This is a genomic window from Lachnospiraceae bacterium JLR.KK002 (assembly GCA_036941025.1).
Lineage (GTDB): Bacteria > Bacillota > Clostridia > Lachnospirales > Lachnospiraceae > Petralouisia.
In genome coordinates this window covers 211035-226274 of record JAYMNP010000001.1, presented here as the reverse complement: position 1 = coordinate 226274, position 15240 = coordinate 211035, and the positions used below count along the sequence as shown (strand labels likewise).

Sequence of the window (15240 nt, the reverse complement as noted above, 5' to 3'; positions counted from 1 at the left end):
ATTTCATACATTAGTACAGTTTTTCAATTACATCATCATCTATTTTAAAGGTATGTTCCGGTGCGGGGAAAGTCCCTGCCTTCACTTCTTCGCTGTAATTCCGGAAGGATTCTTTCATCAGTGCGCCTGCTTCTCCGAATCGTTTGACGAATTTCGGCTTAAAATCGCCGAACATGGCCAGCATATCCTGATACACCAGTACCTGTCCGTCGCAGTCTGCTCCGGCGCCGATTCCAATGGTGGGAATGCGGAGCTTCTCTGTCACCAGTTTCGCCAGTTTTGCCGGCACGCACTCCAGTACCACTGCCACTGCTCCGGCCTCCTCCACAATCTGTGCGTCCTCCAGAAGTTTTCTGGCTGCCGCCTCTGACTTGCCCTGTACTTTGAATCCGCCGAATGCGTTTAAAGACTGGGGCGTTAATCCCAGATGGGCCACCACCGGAATGGAAGCATTGGCAATAGCCCGGATATGGTCTGCAAATTCCCGGCCTCCTTCCAGTTTTACCGCCTGGGCCCGTCCTTCCTTCATCAGCCTTCCCGCATTGCATACAGCGTCATATACAGAGGTCTGATAGGACATAAAGGGCATATCCGCCACAACCAGTGCATTTTTCGCGCCCCGCGCCACTGCTCTGGTATGATGTATCATATCCTCCATGGTCACGGACAGGGTATCTTCATATCCCAGCATGACCATGCCCAGGGAGTCTCCCACCAGAATCATATTGATATCTGCTTCGTCAATTAATTTTGCCATGGAATAATCGTAGGCAGTCAGCATGGTGACTTTTTCTCCCCGTTCTTTCGCTTCCCGTATGGTTACAACTGTGTTTTTCATGGTTCTTTCCTCACTTGCTTTCCAATATCTGTTTCATGGTTTCATAACTGCGCTCCGGATGCTTTTTCTCTGCAAGCTCCGTGACCACGGTTCCCACTGCCCGGTAAGCGGATTCCCACCGGGGCCTGTCCATATGCTCCAGATGTTTTCGGACAGTTTCGGTATCATTGCGCTCAATGGGCCCGGTCAGCGCCTGTGCACATCCGCGGTATCCTGCTTCCTGTCCGGTACAGCCTGTATCTTCTTCCTGCAGTTCTCTTTCAAAAACGGATTTCACATTGTTTTCCACCAGCGGCTTTAAAAGCTCATAGGCGGAGGTTTCGGAAATCCCGGCTTCCTTCATAAGCTCTACCGCCATGGAAATCAGTCCCACCACCTGATTACTGGCAATACTGGTGGCCGCATGGTATTTTACCTTTTCCGCAGTGGAAATTTCCACAATTCGGTTGGGCAAAAGCTGAAAAAGTTCCTGCATTTTAAGCAGTGCTGTCCGGCAGCCTTCTACTGCAAAAGCTGCACCTGTTAAATTCTGATAAGCTGTGAATTTGTTACTGAACGCGTAAATCGGATGGACAGAGCAGACGTATGCGCCTGTCTCTTCCCAGTTTGAAAATATATCACTTGATAAAGAACCACTAAAGTGGCAGATGACTTTTCCTTTCACATTTTTCTCTGCAATGCAATCCCATACTCCGGAGATTTCTCCGTCTGTGGTGGTAATAAAAAGGGTATCGCTTACTTCCATCAGTGAATCCAGTGTTTTAAAATATTCTGTGCCTGTAAATTCCGCGGATTCCCGCCCGCTGGTTTCGGTTCTGCTGTAAAAGCCTGTGACACATGCACCGTGGTCTTTTACATATTTTCCCAGGGTGGTTCCTACTTTCCCGGCGCCTGCAATTCCTATCTGCATATCTGCCTCCATTTCCCGCCTGCCGGTCATTATGGCTTTTATCCAGGTGATACAGTTTCTTTTCTGAATACCGTTCGTTAATAAATTAACACAAACAGAGGATTTTTACAATAGGAAACGGCAGATTCACATGTACAAAATCAAATACCTGTTGTTTCACTGAAACAGTTCCTGCAGGCTGCTGACTGAGGCCCACAGTTTCGCAAACTGCTCAATATCCTGGTCCGCTATGAAATCATCGGGCAATTCTATTTTCTCCGGGGCTCCGAATACAAATCTGCCGGCGTAAACTGCCGCTGCCTGTTCTCCGGAATGGTCGGAAGCTGTTACCCTGACAGCAGGCTGCTCTTTCTCCTTGCCGGGTTCCAGAAGAATCCGGTAATTTTCCAACTCCATTTCAAACTGCCGCTGTCCGTCCGTTCCCTTTTTCCGCTTCATTCCCATAAAGGTACGAATTAACTCCGGAACGCTGCTCCCGTGATATTCCGCCAGTTCTTCTCCCTGAAACAAATCTTTCAAATCCACCTGGAAGATTTCTTCTGCCTGAGCGGTGGACAGAAAGGCGCCGTACCCCCATTCCGGCAATGCCCTGCCCAGCAGGGGATGCTGCTTCAGCACATTGTCACGGATGGTATTGTACAGCATTTCCACGTTGACAAAGCCTTCTTCCTGATGAAAATATACTTCTGTTACAGGCTCCTTCCCGCCCTTACAGTAAATCTGTCCATAAACCATTCCGTCAGATACTCTTCCGTCCATTTCCCAGGACAGGGCGGCATCTTCTTCCCCGGTCAGTATCAGAGACAGAACATTCATAAGCTGTTTCTGCTGCGCTGTGAGATTTTTCTCCTCCAGCTCCAGGGACAGTTCATATTCAAATTCCGACACATCGCGCAACAGAAAGGCCATCCGGACCAGAGGCGCAGCCCATACTGCCAGCAGCAGGAAGAACAGCAGAACTGCAGCCCCAATCCCCAATCCGATATACTTTTTCTTCATGAGTTTTCCGGCGGAACAATCTTATCCTGACCGCCCATATAGGGACGCAGCGCTTCCGGAATCCGCACGCTTCCGTCTTCACACAGATTATTTTCCAGAAATGCAATCAGCATACGGGGCGGAGCTACCACCGTATTATTCAATGTATGAGCAAAATATTTGCCTTCTTTGCCGTTTACGCGGATTTTCAGTCTACGGGCCTGGGCGTCTCCCAGATTGGAACAGCTTCCCACTTCAAAATATTTCTGCTGTCTTGGAGACCAGGCTTCCACGTCCACGGATTTTACCTTCAGGTCTGCCAGATCACCGGAACAGCATTCCAGCGTACGCACCGGAATATCCAGAGAACGGAACAAATCTACGGTATTCTGCCACAGTCTGTCAAACCACATGGGAGATTCTTCCGGTTTGCAGACCACAATCATCTCCTGCTTTTCAAACTGATGAATCCGGTACACGCCCCGTTCTTCAATTCCATGGGCTCCCTTTTCCTTGCGGAAGCAGGGGGAATAGCTGGTCAGTGTCTGAGGAAGCTGCTCCTCATTTAAAATAGTGTCAATGAATTTTCCAATCATGGAATGTTCGCTGGTTCCAATCAGGTACAGGTCTTCCCCTTCGATTTTGTACATCATGGCGTCCATTTCCGCAAAACTCATAACACCGGTTACCACGTTGCTGCGAATCATAAAAGGAGGCACACAGTAGGTAAATCCCCGGCCAATCATAAAATCCCTCGCATAGGAAATCACTGCGGAATGAAGCCTTGCAATATCTCCCATCAGATAGTAAAATCCGTTGCCGGCTACTTTTCTGGCGCTGTCCAGATCAAGGCCCTGCAAACGCTCCATAATCTCCGCATGATAGGGAATCTCAAAATCCGGAGTTACGGGCTCTCCGTATTTTTCCACTTCCACATTCTCGCTGTCATCTTTGCCGATGGGCACGGAAGGATCTATGATATTCGGAATGGTCATCATAATTTTCGTTACTTTTTCCTGCAGTTCCCCTTCCATTTTCTCCAGTTCGGCAAGACGCTCTGCCCCTGCGTTCACCTGGGCTTTCACTGCTTCCGCTTCTTCTTTCTTCCCCTGCCCCATCAGAGCCCCAATCTGTTTTGAGAGCTTTTTGCGCTCTGCCCGGAGGGCGTCTGCCTCCTGCTGGGTCTTTCTGGCCTGTACATCCAGCTCTATGACTTCATCCACCAACGGCAGTTTACTGTCCTGAAATTTGTTCCGGATATTCTGTTTCACCACTTCCGGATTTTCTCTTAAAAATTTTAAATCAATCATGATTTCCTCCTTACATCTGCTTGCTTTCTCATTAGTATAGCGGATTTCCCATAAAATTACAACTTTTCCCCGCATAATTCTCAACAATCAATTGACAAATACGGGAATTTGGAACTAAAATCTAACAGGTGAAATTATTTCATAATAAATCAGGGTGTCAAAAGGGTGCACCGCACCCGAATCATAATAAGAAAGAAGGTCAGATACAAATGAAAGAAAATCCTCTTGGATACGAGAAAATACCTGTGTTACTGAGGCAGTTTGCCATTCCCTCCATCATTGCCATGGTGGTCAGCTCTCTTTACAACATCGTGGATCAGATTTTTATCGGCCAGGGTGTGGGATATCTTGGAAATGCCGCCACTAACGTGGCCTTTCCGATTACTACTATCTGCCTGGCAGCCGCCCTTCTGGTAGGCGTGGGAGGCGCGGCAAAATTTTCTCTGGAGCTGGGCGCCGGAAACCAGAAAGAAGCCCGGCAGTGCGTGGGAAATATGTTCTGGATGGCGGCCGCTTTCGGCCTTGTCATCTGTCTGGCAGCGGAGATTTTTACCACTCCCCTGCTCTATGCTTTCGGCGCGACAGAAACGGTTCTGCCCTATGCTTACAGCTATGTGAAGATTACCGGCATGGGTATCCCTTTCCTGCTGCTCACCAATGTGCTGAGCAATATTATCCGGGCAGACGGAAGCCCCAGATATTCCATGGTCTGCATGGTAGCCGGAGCAGTGGTAAATACCATTCTGGACCCCATTTTTATTTTCGGATTCCATATGGGCGTGGCGGGAGCAGCCTGGGCTACCACAATCTCTCAGGTTATTTCTTTCCTGATTGCCCTCAGATATTTATTTCATTTTCAGACCATTGCGCTGGGCATGGATTTCTTCCATCTTTCTCCCCGGAACTGTGCGGCCATCGCTTCCCTGGGTATCAGCAACAGTCTGAACCAGCTTGCCATCACTCTGCTGCAGATTGTACTGAACAATTCCCTGACTTACTACGGCGCACAGTCTGTTTACGGTTCGGACATCCCCCTTTCCGGCGCCGGCATTGTCATGAAAGTCAACTCCATCGTAATCGGCGTGCTGGTGGGATTTGCCCAGGGCTCCCAGCCCATTCTGGGATTTAATTACGGTGCAAAACAGTATGACCGGGTAAAAGCCCTTTATAAACTGGAAATCAAATGCTCTTTTGTAATGTCGGTACTTTCCTTTATTGCTTTCCAGTTTTTCCCCCAGTACATTATTTCTCTGTTCGGCTCCGGGGAAGGGCTGTATATGGAATTTACCGTACGCTTCATGCGCATCTTCCTGATGATGGTGATTATAAACAATGTGCAGATGTTATCCGCCAGCTTCTTTTCCGCCATTGGAAAACCCACAAAAGGCATACTGCTGTCCCTGTCCCGGCAGGTGCTTCTGCTGATTCCGCTGATTCTGATTTTCCCCCTGTTCTGGGGACTGGACGGTATTTTATTTTCCGCCCCGGTTGCGGATACCGCCGCATTTTTCATCAGTATCCTGGTGGTGCGGAAAGAATTTTCCGATATGACCAGACTGGAAAGCATCCGAACTGCTGAAACAGAAAAGCAATAACAGCAGACGGATTGCCATATACCGGAAATCTGCCCCGGTTGCCGGAGATTTTCTGGCATCAGTGTTTCATCCTACAGGGAGATATCGCGCCTTGAGAACCATACTGCCCCCGCTGCAAACAGCGCCAGGGCAATTCCCAGAAGCGCCAGATTCTGAAGCGGAAATAAGCTGTTTTCCTTCAGAATTTCCTCTGTGGGAAGCAATGAATAGATAGTCATATATCTAAGTTTTTCCAGCTTTTCTCCCATATTGGAAATCATCTGCAACAGGAAAAATACCACCGGTATCCCGGCGCCTGCCAGATAATAAGATTTACTGCTGCTGACACAGCAGGCTGCCAGAAACACAATCCCGGTCACCGCAGTCTGCAAAAGCAGGGTACTGAAATTCAGCGCCAGATACCTGCCCACATCCAGCTCCCCCGGAAACATAATTTCGCAGCTTACCGCTCCGACTGCAGTTATCAGAACCAGCAGCGCAGCCATCCACAACACCATGGAACAAATCTGGGTCAGGATGAGCTTTTTCCTGGAATTGGGCGTGGCCAGAAGATTGGCCAGCGTTTTGGATTCTATCTGGCCCAGCAGCAGTTTCTGTACCATAATCAGAATAAAAATCAGAGGAAACAGCAGCATGATAAAACCATACAGATAAATCTGTATCCAATCCAGTAAATCAGAAGCGATTCCCGTCATGCCAACTGCCGCCATCATTTCCGGCAGCACCTGCTGATATCCGCTTAACATCTCGGAGAGTTCCGGGTTATACATATAGATAATCACTGTAGTGTACATACAGAGTACTGCAAAAATCACCAGAAAAGGCATAAGGCAGACTCTGATATTTCTTTTTAACAGCGGCACCGATATCATGTTTCCCACCGTCCTTTCTTCTGAACATGTGTTCCCTCATAATACTGCAAAAACAGTTCTTCCAGGCTCTGGCTTCTGACCTCCAGGTCTTTTACTCCATAAGAGGCAATAGTTATCAGCGCATCCGGCAGGCTGCCGGACACGGTAAATTCCGCCTGATTGGGGAGCAGGGCTTCTCCGGATTCGGAAGGATTCCATCTCTGAATACCCGGTTCTTTCAGCAGCCTTTCCGCGTCTTCTTTCTGTTCCAGTGTGACCAGATAAATTTTCTTCCGCTTTCCCGTCAGGTCTTTCATATGCTCCACTGCCGCAATCCGTCCGGAACGGATAATGGCCGTCCGGTCGCAGGTTTTCTCGATTTCCTCAAAAATATGGGAAGACATCAATATGGTGGTTCCTTTCTTCTTTTCCTCCAGAATCAAATCCACAAATGCATTCTGCATAAGGGGGTCCAGTCCGCTGGTGGGCTCATCCAGAATTACAACCTCCGGATCATGCATAAATGTATTCACAATCCCCACTTTCTGTTTCATTCCTCTGGACATCCTCTTTATCTTTCCATGGGGATTCAGTTCAAACCGTTCCATCAGGTCTTTCATACGGCTTACGTTCTTCATCCCTTTCATTTCCGCCATAAATTTCAGAAATCCCAGCCCGGTCATATCCTCCGGAAAAGCCAGTTCTCCTGCAAGATATCCTGTCTTTTTCTGAATTTCAAAGGCCTGTCTGAAACATTCCTTTCCTATCATCCGGCAGGAGCCTTTATCCGGCCGTATAAATCCCATCAACTGACGGATGGTTGTTGTTTTGCCCGCTCCGTTTGGCCCCAGGTATCCGAACACCTCTCCCTGGGGAACGGAAAAGGAAAGGTCAAACACCCCTTTTCCCTTCCCGTAATCTTTGGTCACATGTTGCAGTTCAATCACTTTTTTCCCTCCAAATCTTTTTCTGCTTCCGCCGGTTCAGCAGCTCATTCATTTCCTCTGTCTCTTCCCGGTAAAATTTTTTCAGAAACAGCCACAGCAGAATAAAATAGCAGAACATGATCCCGTAAAACCACAAAGATGTTTTACCCTCTGCCTCCGGAAACCAGTTTCCCAGGCCTCCCGCCGCTGCTGTCAGACATCCGGGCAGCAGACACCAGAGGATTTCCCGTATTCGGCAGGAACGCTCCGTGTAGGACTTTTCCTGTAAAAACAACACCTTCTGCACCCAGGAAATCACATATCCCAGTATCATCTGTTCCAGAATAACCGGAAAGGAAACGGTGCTGTCATACATCAGCCACCGGAGGAACCCGTAGAGAAATATCATGGCTGTAATGTGGGCGCAGGCAAATATCTCCACCTCCACTTCCGTTCTGATATATTTTCTCAGGTTATTCATGCTCCAATCCCCCTTTCAGCAATTCCCGAAATTCCTTCACATACCTTCTGGAAATAATAATGTGCTCCTGATTGTCTAAAAGCGCGTCTATCCGGTTCCCCATCTGGCTCTGTACCGACACAATATGGTCAATATTTACCACCATGGATTTGTTGCACCGGAAAAAACCATGGTCTTTCAGTTTTTCCTCCGCCTCTTTCAATGTAAGGGGAATCTGATATTCCTGTTCTTTCGTACAGGCAAAACTTTTATCGTCCACTTTTTCCAGATAGTAAATCTGCTCCGGAATCAGCCTGCACCGGCCATGTTCATTTTTCCCGGTAAGCACCGGGGACTCTCCTTTCAGAAATCTCAGGAGCCTGCAGAGCTCCGGCGTTACTTCCCGATAACGAATCAGAACTTCCTCCTGTCCGGCTTCCACCTGTTCCATGGTTATTTTCATCATCACAATCCGCCTTTCCGAGATCTTCTATTACTATACCTGCTTTCCTTATTGACCGCAACAGAAATCCCGGAAGCTGCATTTATTTCCCTGTAAAATACACAAAATACCGGTCTTGAAAATTTCCTTATCAAAGGAATATCTGGAAAGCAGGGAACAGGAGGTACCTGACATGATGATGGAATTATTTGATGATCAGGAAGTGCTCAGGTCATATGTGCAGAGTGAAAAACATGATGCAGTGAAAGAGGCAGCAAAAGATTTGCGGGAGGCTGTCCACCCTGTAACACGATTACTCCTGTACCGAATAATACTATATCCTGGCACTGATTACAAACACAACTTCCCGGCTCCCGACTTCCATTTTCTACAGTCCACCAGACATGGGCATACAAAACAAACTGATTATATCCGTGCTCTATCTTCTATTTCACCTGGAAAATTCTTATAATACACACAACTCTGACCGGGGAAATAGTTTTCTTCCCAAATGCACTGCGTATTGTCTTATAAAGTGCATTGCTTAATATTTTCGTTTTTTATAATATAATTAACTTATAAAAAACAGGTGGTGTTACATATGTCCTTTCAGATAAAATCAGATAAAAAAGAAACAGAAAATAAAACCGTACGATTTCCATTGCCATTAATTATGGAAATTGAAGACGCAATAAAAAACCACGGTGTGACTTTTTCCGGATTTGTAATTCAGGCATGTGAATATGCTCTGGAACATATAACTACAAAAGAAGAAACACTACTGTAAAACGGAAACAGGCTGTCCTCTGATTTGAACAGAAAACAACCTGTTTTTGTTATATGTTTATCCGGAAGACAACCGGCTCTTATTCATGACGCAATGCATCAATGGGATTCAGATTCGCCGCCTTGTAGGAAGGAAGCAGCCCGAAGATAATGCCGATAGCCATGGAAAATATCACAGCCAGGACAGAGGCCGGAACACTGATGGCCACCAGGGTACTGGTTATTCGTGAAATGACTTCTGCCAGAATGATTCCCACAATCACACCAATCAGTCCGCCAAGACTGGTAAGCACTGCCGCTTCTGTCAGAAACTGTCCCAGAATCTTGCCCTTTCTGGCGCCGATTGCCTTCTTCAGGCCGATTTCCTGGGTACGTTCTGTGACGGATACCAGCATAATATTCATAACGCCGATACCGCCTACCAGCAGTGAAATTCCGGCAATCCAGATTAACATGGTGTTGGTGGACTGACTGAGCTTCTGAATATCTTCTGCCTGTTTCAGAAGGTCGTCGGCTTTGTATTTTAAGGTTTCATCAGTTACATTCAAACCGGTATTCAGAATATTGGAAGCGTCTTTTCCGGCCACAGTCATATTATCCACGCTGTCCAGCTTCAGAATCACTGACTGGGGTTCGTCATACCCGTACAGTACAGGCCAGGAAGTTTCCGGAACATACACCGCACCGCTGCTGGATTCCGCATAGGTATAGTATTCTTCAATGCTGTTAATAACCGGTTCAAATCTGGTAGCTTTTGCAATCACTCCGATGACCGTAAAAGGCTCTTTCTGAATTTCCACTGTTTTCCCCACAGGGTCAGTTCCCTGGAATAAGGTCTCGGCAGAATTTTCATCCAGCAGCACCACTTTGCGGAATTTTTTATAATCAGATTCGCAAAATCCCCGGCCCTGTTTGATAATGTAATTGCAGGTGTCCAGATAATGCTGATCAATACCGCAGATTTTTCCTCCGGACATTGCGGTATTCTGGTAATACACTGCCTGGTAAGTCTCCCTTGAAGTATACAGAGCAACATCCTCCACATGGTCAAGCTCCAGCATTTTCTCCCGTGTTTCTTCTGTGATAACCGGCACACCGTCCGGTACCCCGTAATAATCTATTTCGTAACTGTTATCGCCCTGATAAAGCCGCACATTTACCGTGTTATCTCCGGATCCGATTAAGTTCTCTTTAATCTGCTCATTGGTTCCCTTGATGGTTGACACAATGGCAATGATTGCCGCAATACCAATGATAATGCCCAGCATGGTAAGAAAGGAACGCATTTTATGCGACCACAGTCCCTGAAAGGACAGTCTGATATTTTCTAACATCTGTTTTTCTCCTTCATTCTATGTCCGCTCCGACTATTCATTGCTTTCTACTTTGATGCCTTCCTTTGCAGTTTTTCCATATGGAAATGCAATTCTGTCACTTTTGGATAATCCGGACAGTATCTCCACAGACTGGCCCCAGATAGTCTTTCCGGTTTTTACATACTGTTTCACCAGACGGTTATTCTCATCTGCTTTCAGCACATATTTCTTCCCGTCTTCTTCTCTCACAAATGCCTTATCCAGATAAATGCCATCCGTCTCCTGTGTATTCGTCATGGTCAAATCCACATATTCTCCGTTGCGCAGGCCTTCCGTGTCCTCAATGTAAGCAGTATAAGGGTAATAGGACACATTGGGATTTCCTTCGCCATATGCATTGCTGTTTTCCTGAGGATAACTGGAAATCTCAGTAATCTTCGCTTCAAAATTCCTGCCGCTTTCCCAGGAATTGGCATAAATTACCTGGCCCACCTTCACCTCTCCAAGCTGCAGCTCGCTGAGGGAACCGCTCACATACAGCCCCTCGGAACCTGCCACTGTGAGAAAAGGCTCGTCTTTGGGCGGATCGTCTTTATCTCCAAGGTCTTTGACAATGCCATTTACCGTAGCTTTTACCACACCGTCCCCGGAAACTTTCTTCATCTGCTCCAGTTCCAGTTCTTCTTTCCTTCTGCTCAAATCCAGATCCCGGATTTCTTCTTCCTTTTCCCGGATTTTTTCTGCCAGTTCTTCTGCCGTATATCCTTCCGGCTGTTCCGGTTCTTCCGGCTCTTCATAATTCTCCGGAATCTCCGGTTCTTCCGGTTCCTCCGGCAGTTCCAGGTCTTCATCGGTAATCTGGGACTTTGTCTTCACCGACCATTTGGAGTCATCTGCCATCTGAGGAAATCCGCTTTCACCGCTGATTTCCCAGGAACTGATCAGTTTACCTGTCAATACATTTTTCTTATGTATTTCCAGGCTCACATAAACGGGATTATCCTCATCCTCGGACAGACTGTTGATAAATTCTCCCAGCACATAACAGTCCGGCATACAGAGATAAATATAGGGTTTTTCCTCTGTTCCCTTGCCCTTCGTGGGTTTGGAAGCACTGGTAATATAATTGTAGGCTTTCCCTGTTTTTTCAGGCGGCATGGCAGGCTCCGGGTCTGGTTCCGGTTCCGGCTCCACATCCGGAATCTCCGGCTCTTCCGGCCGGGGCGCCACCGGAGTGGTATTTTTCAGACGCTCCAGCTGCTTTTTCGCACCTTCCAGCCTGCTGTTAATGGTGGAAACATCCAGCTCCTTCATTTCCAGCTCCAGATTGGACATGGTCATATCATAGGAAATCAGCGGATCTCCCACGGAAACAGTCTGCCCTTCTTCCACATGTACTTCGGAAATGGTTTTCTCATCCAGTGCATAAACATCCTGAGACTGGTCGTTGGTTACCATTCCGGAACTGCTGGTTTCCTCTCCATAATAGTAGGCGCTTAAATCTGACACATACTGTACTTCTGCCGTAGTATTGCCATTCTGATAATTCTGATATGCTTTTATCCCGGCGAAAGCTCCAATTCCCACAACGCCAAGCACAATTACCGTAATAAGTATTCCTTTTTTATGCATTCTCTCCCTCCCTGCTGTCTTCTTCCGTAATCATTCCGTCAATGATATGCACAATTCGTTTCGCTCTGGAGGCAATATTTCTGTCATGGGTAATCATAACAATGGTCACCCCTTCCTCATTCAGTTTCTCAAACAGCTCCATAATCTGTTCCCCTGATTTGGAGTCCAATGCTCCTGTAGGCTCGTCTGCCAGAAGAATTTTGGGATTGTTTACCATGGCTCTGGCAATGGCCACACGCTGTTTCTGTCCGCCGGATAACTGGGTGGGCTTAAAGGTCACACGATCTCCCAGCCCTACCCGCTCCAGAGCCCCGACTGCACGCTCCCTCCGTTCTTTCTTTCTGATGCCTGCATAGCTCAGAGGCAGCGCCACATTGTCCAGAGCGCTCTGTCTGGAAAGAAGGTGAAAACTCTGAAATACAAATCCAATACTGCGCAGCCGTAAATCTGACATTTCTTTGTCCTTACATTTCAGCACATCTTCTCCGGCAAGCTGATAGGTGCCTGAGGTAGGCCGGTCCAGACAGCCGATAATATTCATCAATGTGGTTTTTCCGGAACCGGAAGGACCCATAATCGCCACATATTCTCCTTCTTCCACCTGAAGGGATATGTCTTTCAGTACCGGAACCACCAGCTTATCCTGCTGATAATCTTTAAATATGTTCTGTAAATCCAATATCATTCCTGTTCTTCCCTCCGGTTTCTGTTATTCCTCCTGCTCCCCGTCGCCTGAATCGCTGTCAGCTTCTCCTGAGTCACCATCGTTATCTCCGTCGTCTGAATCGCTGTCAGTATCTTCATTTTCGGTACCTTCGGCATCATCTCCGGAATCCTCCGGCAGTTCTCCGTCTTCTGACAGTTCTTCCGGAACTTCTCTGTCTTCTGACAGATTATCCATCATAGTTCCGTCTTCCAGCAGTTCTCCGTCTTCTGACATCTCTCCATCCTCTGACATTTCCCCGTCTTCTCCTTCCGGGTTGTAAAGAGGTGACGTATAATCTACTTCTGCCGGGTCTGTAACGGTAGTTACCCCTTCATACAGCCCGTCCATGGGGAATGCAATGGCATCTTCCTGGATAAGTCCTGACACAATCTGATATTCTCCCAGGTTTTCATCGTATTCTCCCAGTTCCACTTCGCGTTTTTCCAGACGGTTTTTCCCGTTGTCCGCCCACACCCAGGCTTTCCCTTCTTCCTGCACAATATAACCTTCAAACAACCAGATACCCTCTTTCTGCTCTGCCTGCCCCTCATCAAGTTCAATAAACAGGTGCTGGCCCATCATAAGGCCTTCGGTAGACTCCAGTGATACATAAAAAGGATATTTGGTAGCTTTTTCCACCCCGCTGTCACTCCCCATCATATAATCCTGACTGTCATCCCCGTCTCCCGCTTCATTCTGAGTATCAATCTTGGTAATCTTTCCTGTCCAGGTCTGGTTCTCATCAATCCTGGAACGCAGAATTACCGGCTGTTCCTCGGAAAGGTTCTGGACATTGGTTTCACTGACTTTCCCTTTCACCCGATAGTCACCGGATGCAAGCACCGTCATATAAGCTGCGGATTCCCCCATGGCGTCCGTACCTGATTCATTGATGGACTTCACCACACCGGCAATTTTGCTGGTAATCACTGCTTTCTCTATGGATTCTTTTTTCTTTTCAATTTCTGCTTTTTTACTCTGAATGTTGTATTCTGTCTGCTTGATACTGTTCTGTTTCTCCTGTATCTCAGCCGTATACTCGAATTTATCTTCTTCCGGCGCTGCGTTTTTCTCACGGGACAGCTGATTAATCTGGCTCTGCAGGTTGGTAATATCATTCTGCATTCCCTCCAGATCCAGCTCCGCCTGCTGAATTTCCCCTTCTGCTTCTTCCATATCATACTCAAACAGTGGACTGCCTTCTTCCACCATGTCGCCTTCTTTTACAAAAACTTCTTTTACTTCCTTTTCTCCGTCTTTATTTACTTTCCAGGTCTCCTGTGCTTCCACCACGCCGGTATATCGATTCTGGCTCCCGGCCCCCACAGAAGTCAGGGATGCAACAGATTCCACATACACTTTATCTGCACTGTTTCCTGTACCGGCATTTCCTTTCAGAAAATACCAGGCTCCTCCCCCTGCGGCTGCCACGATTGCTACAACTGCTGCAACAATAATACCCACTTTCTTTTTGTTCATGTTTTTCCTCCTAAACTTAACCGGTAATGTCTGCCGAACCACAGGGGCCCGGTAATATATGTATCATTCCGCCTGTTGTCCAGTAAACATCTTATCATAAAATGGTGATAAATCCTAATAAAATTTATTAATATTTTCTTAAATAACTGTCTGAAATATCCCGGAGAATCAGAAAACTTATGTTTACAAACTCCGGATTATCAGTTATAATAAAACAGCCCTGAGAATGTTCAAAAATCTGAACCGTTACATAACAGAAATACTCCGCAGACTGTAATAGCCATTCCCCAGGAATATATAAAAATACGTAAAGGAAAAGGGTAAATTTATGTCAAAAAAAGATGGAACCAAATTATGCAAACATTGTAAATCAGAGATACCCGCAGGAGCGAAAGTATGCCCGGCCTGCCGAAAGAAACAGGGAGGGATTGTAAAATGGATTATTATTGCAGTTATTGTACTCGCAATTGGCGCCGCTGCTGCCGGGGGCAGTAACAAATACAACAACGATTCCGCATCTTCAGACAAAGTCAAAGAAGCTGAAAATAAAAGTACGGACAAAGACAGTTCTGATAAGAAAACCGAGGACGCTAAGACAGATACAGATAATTCTGACGACGCAGATAATCCTGATGATGCAGATAATAATAGCAGCAATGAAGATGAAACAGACAATACATCCGACACAGACGATTCGCTGACTATGGGACAGAAAAATGCACTGGCGAAAGCCCAGACTTATCTGGCAATCTCCGGTTTTTCACACGATGGTCTGATTACCCAGTTGGAATTTGAGGGATTTTCCACTGAGGAAGCAACTTACGCAGCAGACAATTGCGGTGCCGACTGGAATGAACAGGCTGCTATCAAGGCAAAGGAATATCTGAAAATTTCATCTTTCTCCAAATCAGGATTGATTGAGCAGTTGAAATTTGAAGGCTTTACGGATGAACAGGCAGAATACGCCGCAACAGAGGCAGGATATTAAAATTCATTTATTTCTTAAAATTA

At 46.7% G+C, this 15240-nt stretch carries 16 protein-coding genes; 4 read left to right on the top strand and 12 right to left on the bottom strand.

The window, feature by feature from the left end:
• Window positions 1–10 precede the first annotated feature (10 nt).
• The 4 genes from panB to serS form a co-directional block, all read right to left on the bottom strand.
• A complete protein-coding gene (gene panB, locus VSQ32_01175; protein ID MEH2941497.1) occupies window positions 11–838 on the bottom strand; it encodes a 3-methyl-2-oxobutanoate hydroxymethyltransferase in 828 nt (275 codons plus the stop codon).
• 10 nt (window positions 839–848) lie between these two features.
• Window positions 849–1778: a Rossmann-like and DUF2520 domain-containing protein gene (locus tag VSQ32_01170; protein ID MEH2941496.1), complete on the bottom strand. Its 930-nt coding sequence runs from the start codon at window positions 1776–1778 to the stop codon at window positions 849–851.
• Window positions 1779–1904: 126 nt separating this feature from the next.
• Complete coding sequence (locus tag VSQ32_01165; protein ID MEH2941495.1) at window positions 1905–2747, bottom strand: hypothetical protein; 843 nt, start codon at window positions 2745–2747, stop codon at window positions 1905–1907.
• The gene (gene serS / locus VSQ32_01160) at window positions 2744–4036 is read right to left on the bottom strand and encodes a serine--tRNA ligase (protein ID MEH2941494.1); all 1293 of its coding nucleotides are present in this window, start codon (window positions 4034–4036) and stop codon (window positions 2744–2746) included. The genes VSQ32_01165 and serS overlap by 4 nt, the downstream gene beginning before the upstream one ends.
• A gap of 209 nt (window positions 4037–4245) precedes the next feature.
• On the opposite strand from serS, the gene VSQ32_01155 reads away from it, so the two are divergent.
• The gene (locus tag VSQ32_01155) at window positions 4246–5631 is read left to right on the top strand and encodes an MATE family efflux transporter (protein MEH2941493.1); all 1386 of its coding nucleotides are present in this window, start codon (window positions 4246–4248) and stop codon (window positions 5629–5631) included.
• A 71-nt stretch (window positions 5632–5702) separates the two neighbouring features.
• Here VSQ32_01155 and VSQ32_01150 read toward each other — a convergent pair whose 3' ends face one another.
• From VSQ32_01150 to VSQ32_01135, 4 genes are read right to left on the bottom strand one after another with little or no spacing between them, the layout of a single operon-like run.
• Window positions 5703–6503 (bottom strand): ABC transporter permease subunit, encoded by an 801-nt coding sequence (locus tag VSQ32_01150; GenBank protein ID MEH2941492.1) that lies wholly within the window; start codon window positions 6501–6503, stop codon window positions 5703–5705.
• On the bottom strand, window positions 6500–7429 hold the full coding sequence (locus VSQ32_01145) for an ABC transporter ATP-binding protein (GenBank protein MEH2941491.1): 930 nt from the start codon (window positions 7427–7429) through the stop codon (window positions 6500–6502). Before VSQ32_01145 ends, VSQ32_01150 begins: the two co-directional genes overlap by 4 nt.
• A complete protein-coding gene (locus VSQ32_01140) occupies window positions 7422–7889 on the bottom strand; it encodes a hypothetical protein (protein ID MEH2941490.1) in 468 nt (155 codons plus the stop codon). The genes VSQ32_01145 and VSQ32_01140 overlap by 8 nt, the downstream gene beginning before the upstream one ends.
• The gene (locus VSQ32_01135; GenBank protein MEH2941489.1) at window positions 7882–8334 is read right to left on the bottom strand and encodes a LytTR family DNA-binding domain-containing protein; all 453 of its coding nucleotides are present in this window, start codon (window positions 8332–8334) and stop codon (window positions 7882–7884) included. The genes VSQ32_01140 and VSQ32_01135 overlap by 8 nt, the downstream gene beginning before the upstream one ends.
• Before the next feature lie 169 nt (window positions 8335–8503).
• Between VSQ32_01135 and VSQ32_01130 the strand changes: the two genes are divergently transcribed.
• Both VSQ32_01130 and VSQ32_01125 read left to right on the top strand, forming a co-directional pair.
• A complete protein-coding gene (locus VSQ32_01130) occupies window positions 8504–8782 on the top strand; it encodes a hypothetical protein (GenBank protein MEH2941488.1) in 279 nt (92 codons plus the stop codon).
• 129 nt (window positions 8783–8911) lie between these two features.
• On the top strand, window positions 8912–9097 hold the full coding sequence (locus tag VSQ32_01125; GenBank protein MEH2941487.1) for a YlcI/YnfO family protein: 186 nt from the start codon (window positions 8912–8914) through the stop codon (window positions 9095–9097).
• Window positions 9098–9176: 79 nt separating this feature from the next.
• Here VSQ32_01125 and VSQ32_01120 read toward each other — a convergent pair whose 3' ends face one another.
• From VSQ32_01120 to VSQ32_01105, 4 genes are read right to left on the bottom strand one after another with little or no spacing between them, the layout of a single operon-like run.
• Window positions 9177–10430, bottom strand: a complete 1254-nt coding sequence (locus VSQ32_01120) for an ABC transporter permease (GenBank protein ID MEH2941486.1) — start codon at window positions 10428–10430, stop codon at window positions 9177–9179.
• A gap of 33 nt (window positions 10431–10463) precedes the next feature.
• Window positions 10464–12044: an efflux RND transporter periplasmic adaptor subunit gene (locus VSQ32_01115; protein MEH2941485.1), complete on the bottom strand. Its 1581-nt coding sequence runs from the start codon at window positions 12042–12044 to the stop codon at window positions 10464–10466.
• On the bottom strand, window positions 12037–12729 hold the full coding sequence (locus tag VSQ32_01110; protein ID MEH2941484.1) for an ABC transporter ATP-binding protein: 693 nt from the start codon (window positions 12727–12729) through the stop codon (window positions 12037–12039). The genes VSQ32_01115 and VSQ32_01110 overlap by 8 nt, the downstream gene beginning before the upstream one ends.
• A gap of 24 nt (window positions 12730–12753) precedes the next feature.
• Complete coding sequence (locus tag VSQ32_01105; GenBank protein ID MEH2941483.1) at window positions 12754–14229, bottom strand: HlyD family efflux transporter periplasmic adaptor subunit; 1476 nt, start codon at window positions 14227–14229, stop codon at window positions 12754–12756.
• Window positions 14230–14557: 328 nt separating this feature from the next.
• On the opposite strand from VSQ32_01105, the gene VSQ32_01100 reads away from it, so the two are divergent.
• A complete protein-coding gene (locus VSQ32_01100) occupies window positions 14558–15217 on the top strand; it encodes an Ltp family lipoprotein (protein MEH2941482.1) in 660 nt (219 codons plus the stop codon).
• Window positions 15218–15240 lie beyond the last annotated feature (23 nt).